Below are 6,730 nucleotides of genomic sequence, written 5' to 3' on the forward strand. Positions count from 1 at the left end.
CTCACTCCGGGGTTGCAGGGAAGGACGCGGCCTCGCGCCGAGGTGTGCGCTGCTGCGCGGCGAGCTTCTCCGATACCTGCGCCTCGATATCGGCGATCGGATCGCGCGGACCGGACGCAGGGATCTGCGCAGCTGCGACGGCAGGAGGCCCATCTCCCTCAGGAGTGCCGGTGGCAGGATCGGGCGCGGGAAAGGCGCTCGGCGCGATTGCAAGAAATGGCGGCGCGCTCTCGGCCGCAGCAAGCAGGCCTTGCGCACGCGAGGGCTTGGGCCCGCGCATCGCCATGGTCTCCATGGCGTCGCCGCGGCCAGGAAGTGCAGCCTCGGTGCGCACAGTGCGCCGCGCGTGCACCGTGCCCGAGGCATCGGTATAGCCAGGGAACACCACCGCCAGCTCGTATCTCGGCGCGGCCTGTGCAATCAGCGCCTCTGCGCCCAGCGCGGGGCTGTGGACCGGCGCATCTATGCCGTCATCCATGCGGAAGGGTCCGGCCGGGTTGAGCAGATCCTGCGAGCTTGTCTCCTCGATCCGCGCGAGCGCGCTGTCATCGATCACCATCGAAGGCGCGCAGACACCTTCAGGCGCATCGCAGTGGAACTTTGCATTCACATTGGTCCCAAGCGTGGTGCAGCCGCCCATTCCCAGACCAAGGAGACACATCGCAATGATGGCTTTGACGTTCACAAAACCTTCTCCTTGAGCCAGGATTCGAGGAATTCGCGCGGGCGGTAGCCGTGGACCACGGCCCCATCCTCGCGCACAATGACCGGGGTGCCGGTGAAACCGTGCTTCCTTGCAAAGGCCTCGTTGGCATCGAGCCCCGAGGTATCACAGCCAGCACCGGAGCTGATCGAGCCGCCGTCATAGGCTTGGATCACCGCGCGGGGCTTGTCGGACGCGCAGATCACCGCTTCGGAGATGGGACGGGTTCCAAGCACCGAAATCGGGCGCTCGACGACCTTCACGTTGAGGGTCTCGAGCGTCTCGTGCAGCCGCTTGCAGTACCCACAACGAAAATCGCTAAAGACCGTGAGCGTGCGCCCGCCCTTCCCCATCGAAATTGCGCCATTGGCTGGGAGTGCGGCAAGCGCGGCCGGATCGATCCGCGCGTCGGGCCCAGGGGCTTTACGCGAAGCGTCGGCGCGCTGCTCGGGCGCGGGACCCGTGTCATCTGCACTGCCGCCCCCGATCAGCATGTCGGGGTTCATCTCGAGCAGCCGCGCTGCAGTGAGGTCCTGCTTGGTCTCCATGTCATAGACACGGCCGATGATGAGATAGCGGGCTGAATGATCGATGTAGAACAGGTTCTGACGGGCCTGCACTTCGCAGACGCCCTCGATCTTGTCGCAGTCGATCGCGCTGATCTCCGTCTTCGGGAGACGCTCGGCAAGCGCCGCCTTCACGCTCTCGGCACTGCCGGACGAGGCGGCATGCGCGACCGCTGCCACGGCAGCAACCGAACCGGTGAGCGCGAGCGCCGCGCCGGCAACTTTCCATGTGGTCCACTTCATATCCATGTCGGGCCTCAGTTCCTGATGAAGGTGCCGTCGAGGAACACGACCTCGACCGCTGCACCGGTGGGCATTTCAACGACGGGCTGATATTGCTCGGCGCGTTCGATGAGGTAGTCGGACAGGGTGCTGCCGGCATTGGCCGCGCCGCCGCCGATCGCCTGGATGCCGACGTCGGACGCCGACGGGAGATTGGGACTGCCTTGCGCAATGCGCGGGATCTGGTTTGCACCCTGGAAGGCGTTGCCAGCGCCGCTCACGAGACCCGCAAGGAACGCCTGTGTGGTGAGCGAGCCCTCACGGCTCACCACCCGGCCGCGCACGCCGACTTTGCCGCCGAAAGCGATGAAGCCCTTGACCTCGGAAACCGCAAAGCGGCCGCCGGGCTGCGCGCAGGTCATGCGCTGGAGCTTCACATAGACCTTCTCGGAGGAAAGATCGCCGTAGGCCGCGCCGTTAACCATGCAGCCCTGAACCCGCGTCGCCAGGAGCTTGCCATCGCCATAGACCGAGCGCGCGGGCCCTGTGATGCGGAGCAGCACGGGCAGCGGATCGCTCTGGCTGCGGGTGTTGGTGGTGGCATCGACCCCGACCACAACGATCGCGTTAGCGATCGAGTTGGGGGGCAGGTAATTGGGCGAGTCGGTATAGACGGCAGGCGCCTTGGAAGGATCGATCCGCGATCCGGTGCCCGTGCCTTGCGCAAACGACACCATCTGGACGTCGTTACCGCGCCGGACCGGCGGGAGAGTTGCCGCCGCACCGGTCCCCGGGGCCGGGGGCACCCCGAGATCGCGGGCGGCGGCAACCGGGCCGGGCGCAGTGGGGCGCGCGTTACCCCGGCCGACTTGCTGGCGAAGCTGCTGGTTCTCGCGCTCATAGGCTTCGAGCACCTGCTGGCCATCGCGCGCCATCGCGGCATTCTCGCCGCGCAGCGCCTGGATCTCGTTCTGCAGCTCGGAAACCTGCCCGGCCTGCGCCTCGACGCCCTTGAGGCGCTGGTCCTGGGAATTGACCTGGCCTTCATACATGGCCATCCATTCCTGGTCGACGCGCTGGCGGTTCATCAACGCATCGGTCGAGACCTCGGTCTCGGTTCCTGCCGTCACGGCCTCGTCAACCGTCTCGCCGGTATCGAGGACGAACATCGTTGCTGCGATCACCGCAACGCCGCCGATACCGAAGAAGATCATCCTCTGGCGCTTCTGCGCCTTGTCATTGTCGATGATCGAGCCGGTTTCATCGACAGCGTCCTGGCCTTCGGCTTCGGCGCCATCGAGGTCCTTGGGCTTGCGCTTGAGAAAATCCATGAGCCTTACCTTCCTGCAGGAACGACCACGTAAGCGGCAGTCGCCTGCCCGCTTGCGAGGTTGGGATTGGAAATCGTGACGGCGATCGCGCCGTCTCCGGCGATGAGCTCCTCGCGCAGCACCATCGGTGCCTCACCGGTGTTCTCGATCCGCAGAACCTTCCCGACCATCGTGGGGCTGCGGTATTCGGTGATGAGCTGCACCTTGAGGTCGCCGACATTGACGGGCGCGCGCGCATTGTCGCTGATCTCGAAGCCGATGACCGGGCGCTGCTCGAACATCGCGCGCACCAAACCCACCGCACGTTCATCCAGCGACCCGAACGCCTGCAGGACCTCAGGCGCAGCTTGGGGGTTCTCGAGGTCGGCATTGGCGACAAACACCTGCAAGGCTTCCTCGCCGCCCACCTGGCAGTTGAACTTGTAGACATAGCCCTTCTGCGTGGTCCCGAAGAAGGAGATGTTGGCCTTGGCATAGCCCTCGGGGACCGAGAGGTAGATGTCGCCGCGCGTGGGCTCATGGACGATAGAGAAGTCCTCGACCGGATTGCCGGTCTGCACCCGCGAGACGGCAACGAACTGATCGTCCTTGAGCGATATGCGCGTCAGATCGGCTTTTGAGGCCTGACAGATTACCTCGCCATTATCGGCAGCAAGAATCGTTTCATCGGCAAGCGCTGGGAAGACCGGGACCACAAGGGCTGCTCCCATTAGGGCGGGGCGACCAAGCCGGAAAAGCGCAGATGCCAGCGCGCTCGCGGGCGCTTTGTTAGGATTTGAGTTCAGCGCGTTCATGCTCCATCTCCGTCCTTCTTCACCACGACCCCGAAGCCCTTGAGCCGCAGCGAAACGCCGGTGTATGTCCAGTTGAACTGGAAGATCTTGTGCTCGCGCCGGACATCCTTCGAGCCCACGATTGTGTGGAGCACCCCGCCCACCTGGCTGGTGAGATTGTCGGGGTCGGTCCGGATCCAGTCGATCGTGACGAACTGCGTGATCTGGGAGCCCTGTTGCTCGTCCATGATCTTCATCAGCTGCGCCTTGAGAGCGCCGCGCGTTTCAGGCGCTGAAATCGCGACTATCCCGTCCATCCAGTATTGCAGCGTCTCGGGGGAGCGATTGAGCGCGAGTTGCGCGGTGTCGCGCGTCACCGCCGCGAGATACTCGTCGGTCACTGCGGACGAGCTCAGGGTCATCTGGCTCGGCAGGATCGGCTGCAAGACAACCTCGCGGTCCCGCGTCGATGCCGCAGTGAACATCACCACCACCAGAATGCCGAGAACGATGCAGACCAGAGCAAGGACGTTGCGCTGTTTGAGGGTCCGCTGCGACGCCTCGTGAGCAAGAGAAAGTTCCATGTCAGCCCGCCATCACACGAAGATGAGATGGCGGAGCGACCTTCAGACCGAAGAATTCTCCCGGCAAATGCCAATAGGCAAAATGCAGGACCCAATGCATCGAACGCCCAGCTTTCACCTTGCGATAGCCGAACCACGCCGCCAGAGCCAAAAGAAGACCGATGACGACATGCTGAGCGAGAATTCCCCAGATGAACGGGATGATCATCACGAGGAATTCGTCGAGCGTCCAGAACCCGATCAGTTCAGGATCGTCGAGATGCTTGGGGATAGAATACTGATCCAATGATCCACTCCGCCAGTTGCCGGGAAGGGTCTGTCACTCGAAGCACGAATGCGCGTTCCTTCCCCTCGAGAGACACCGTGACCGGATGGTCAGACGGTGCCGGTGACAGAGGCAGTGACGATCGGAATACCGGTGCCGGCACCAACGCCAACACCGACCGGGATCGCGACCTGGCCGAGCGAGAAGCGACCCGACGCAAGCGCGACGATACCGCCGGCGAGCGAAAGGACGGTGATGATCCGGCCGCCTGAGCCTTCGAGGAAGTTGGTGAATGCGGTGAGCGCTGTGTCGAATGTGGTGTCAGTGCCCGCCATTGCGGCTTCAACGCCGAAGACGCTGGCGCCGGCAAGTGCGGCGAGGACAACAGCGAAATGGCCACTGCCTTGTTTCAGATTGGTTGCGTTCATGATCGTTCCCTTCCGTTTGGATTGGCGCCTGTCGCCAAGACAAACTTCCATCCGGATGGGATCTTTTCTCAACACCGGATTCGCTTGGATGACCCCTTCGCCGCCCATGGGCAGGACTGGCAGGAGTGTCAGTCCCGATTCGGATGCGGCGCGATGCCATAAACGGGACGAGGCAGCCCGCTTACAGGGCACCCACTTCTGATTTCAGAACGATGGATTTCTATTTTAGGATCGCCTGTCCTGCGGGCAGGTCAACAAGTCCTGAAACCGTACATCGGCGATTCTGATGCGTGGCGGGGCTTCAAAAAGCGGCTACGCGTCGGCAGATACTCCGCAACAGAGGCTTAAAGATTAAGGGTGAGGGAGACGAACGACGCATGACGCGCGAGAGCACCGTGGTTCACGAACTCATGTTGAGCAATCAGGCGTTTGTGCTCCTCGCTGACGCGATCCGCGAGCTCAGCCTGCAGAAAGGCAAGCTCCAACGACTGAAAGATGTTGTTGCCGAAGGGCTTAGAGTCAATCTGCCTGCGAACGAGAAGAGTGCAGCAGCACTGAAAGCGTACGAGCCCTTTGACGGCACCATAAGGGTCTATCTGCGTTTGACCACGAGAACTAACGCGGAGCTTGATCGCATCAAGAATGACCTGAACAAGCCTGCCAATAATCAATTTGGTGTGCGCGAAACCCTCGTATTCCTGTGTTTGATGATCTGTGAGCCTGAAAAATTTGCTTGCAAAATCTGACCGCCATGGAGCACTCTATGCTTATGCATAGAATAAGGCGACGGAGGAGTTATGGGTCTGGCATCGAACGAGGATCATCAGGCTGACATAGCGCGCACACTCGGGCTGTATGCCGTGTTGATCAGAGAGCAGATGCGACGCCAGGGGCTAAGCGTTAAGCGCTTGGGCCAAGAAGGACTCATCAGAAAAAACCACCAGAACGGTTTCTACGCCAGACTGGAAGCCGGCAAAATCTCACTGGAGGAATTCCAGAAGCTGAACGAACGGCTACAAATTGATCCCATCAGAGCCGCGCTTGCAATGGTCTGCTTCGAGAATGCCGACTCTTACGACGATCCGTGCTGCCGAACTTCGGCGCAGGTCGCCATGGCGATGGCCAACCATTTGCCCGAAGAAATTGCTGCGTGCGATGGAGAATTCGAAGGTATCCGCGAGCAGCTCTGCGTCACGATCGCGCGTCGGACTTCAAGCGCGATTGCAAACCACCATCGCCTGATCGAAAGCAAGCTCAACGGCGACGGTTTTGCCCACGCTTATGGATGAAGCCGCTCCAAGCGAAACCGGCGCAGGGCCCCGCGTTTAGGAAAGCGCTCTAGCGCTTGGGCATCAGAGGTCCGCACAGCGCATTTTCTCTAGCCAAGCGACGCTAAAAGGCGGTCAGCCCGAGAAACAGAAAACTTCAACCAGGCATCCAAATGTGCGAAGCTGCCATAGCTAGGCAGGAATCATGAAGCACGAAGCATTGATTGCGTGGACCTCGCTCTACATCGGCGTGGGAATGATGGCGCTGATCTGTGCAGTGCTCGCGGTCATCGTCACGGCCGACGACTGGCGCAGTGGTAGGTGGCGACCCACGCACCAAACGGGGCTTCAGAAAGCTCTGGTCATCCCGAAGCTCTGGCTTCGCTGGCAACTTAACTACCTCAAGGGCACGCCCGTCATCCTGGCGATCAGTGTGTACTATGCTTGGGCTACTGGGTTCTCAGTGTTCTGGGACGTCTGATCGTCGTTCGAATGAGGCAAGCAGCACCCGGCGAAACGGATTAGGCGCGGGAAGCGGGGCCGAGGTTAGCGACACGCCTCCGGTCGAATTCGGAGTGCCAATCGAGCCA

10 protein-coding genes are annotated in these 6,730 nt (G+C 61.6%); 3 read left to right on the forward strand and 7 right to left on the reverse strand.

The features are described from left to right. Position 1 precedes the first annotated feature (1 nt). The 7 genes from C0456_RS19220 to C0456_RS19250 form a co-directional block, all read right to left on the reverse strand. Complete coding sequence (locus tag C0456_RS19220) at positions 2-685, reverse strand: hypothetical protein (RefSeq protein ID WP_291055799.1); 684 nt, start codon at positions 683-685, stop codon at positions 2-4. Continuing rightward, positions 682-1,518, reverse strand: coding sequence for a DsbC family protein (locus C0456_RS19225; RefSeq protein WP_291055802.1), 837 nt, complete (start codon positions 1,516-1,518; stop codon positions 682-684). Before C0456_RS19225 ends, C0456_RS19220 begins: the two co-directional genes overlap by 4 nt. Before the next feature lie 8 nt (positions 1,519-1,526). Then, positions 1,527-2,822: a TrbI/VirB10 family protein gene (locus C0456_RS19230; RefSeq protein ID WP_291055805.1), complete on the reverse strand. Its 1,296-nt coding sequence runs from the start codon at positions 2,820-2,822 to the stop codon at positions 1,527-1,529. 5 nt (positions 2,823-2,827) lie between these two features. After that, entirely contained in the window at positions 2,828-3,517 is a 690-nt protein-coding gene (locus C0456_RS19235) for a type-F conjugative transfer system secretin TraK (protein ID WP_291055808.1), read from the reverse strand. A gap of 95 nt (positions 3,518-3,612) precedes the next feature. Further along, positions 3,613-4,179: a type IV conjugative transfer system protein TraE gene (locus C0456_RS19240; protein WP_291055811.1), complete on the reverse strand. Its 567-nt coding sequence runs from the start codon at positions 4,177-4,179 to the stop codon at positions 3,613-3,615. A 1-nt stretch (position 4,180) separates the two neighbouring features. Then, positions 4,181-4,465, reverse strand: a complete 285-nt coding sequence (gene traL, locus C0456_RS19245) for a type IV conjugative transfer system protein TraL (protein ID WP_291055814.1) — start codon at positions 4,463-4,465, stop codon at positions 4,181-4,183. 89 nt (positions 4,466-4,554) lie between these two features. Continuing rightward, positions 4,555-4,872: a hypothetical protein gene (locus C0456_RS19250; protein WP_291055817.1), complete on the reverse strand. Its 318-nt coding sequence runs from the start codon at positions 4,870-4,872 to the stop codon at positions 4,555-4,557. Positions 4,873-5,249: 377 nt separating this feature from the next. On the opposite strand from C0456_RS19250, the gene C0456_RS19255 reads away from it, so the two are divergent. From C0456_RS19255 to C0456_RS19265, 3 genes are all read left to right on the forward strand, one after another. Then, a complete protein-coding gene (locus C0456_RS19255; RefSeq protein ID WP_291055820.1) occupies positions 5,250-5,618 on the forward strand; it encodes a hypothetical protein in 369 nt (122 codons plus the stop codon). Between the two features lie 51 nt (positions 5,619-5,669). Further along, positions 5,670-6,161 carry a hypothetical protein gene (locus C0456_RS19260; RefSeq protein ID WP_291055823.1) on the forward strand — a complete coding sequence of 164 codons (492 nt, stop codon included), beginning with the start codon at positions 5,670-5,672 and terminating at the stop codon, positions 6,159-6,161. 184 nt (positions 6,162-6,345) lie between these two features. Next, on the forward strand, positions 6,346-6,621 hold the full coding sequence (locus C0456_RS19265; RefSeq protein WP_066526070.1) for a hypothetical protein: 276 nt from the start codon (positions 6,346-6,348) through the stop codon (positions 6,619-6,621). Positions 6,622-6,730: the final 109 nt, after the last annotated feature.

The sequence above is a fragment of the Hyphomonas sp. genome (assembly GCF_013823385.1).
Lineage (GTDB): Bacteria > Pseudomonadota > Alphaproteobacteria > Caulobacterales > Hyphomonadaceae > Hyphomonas.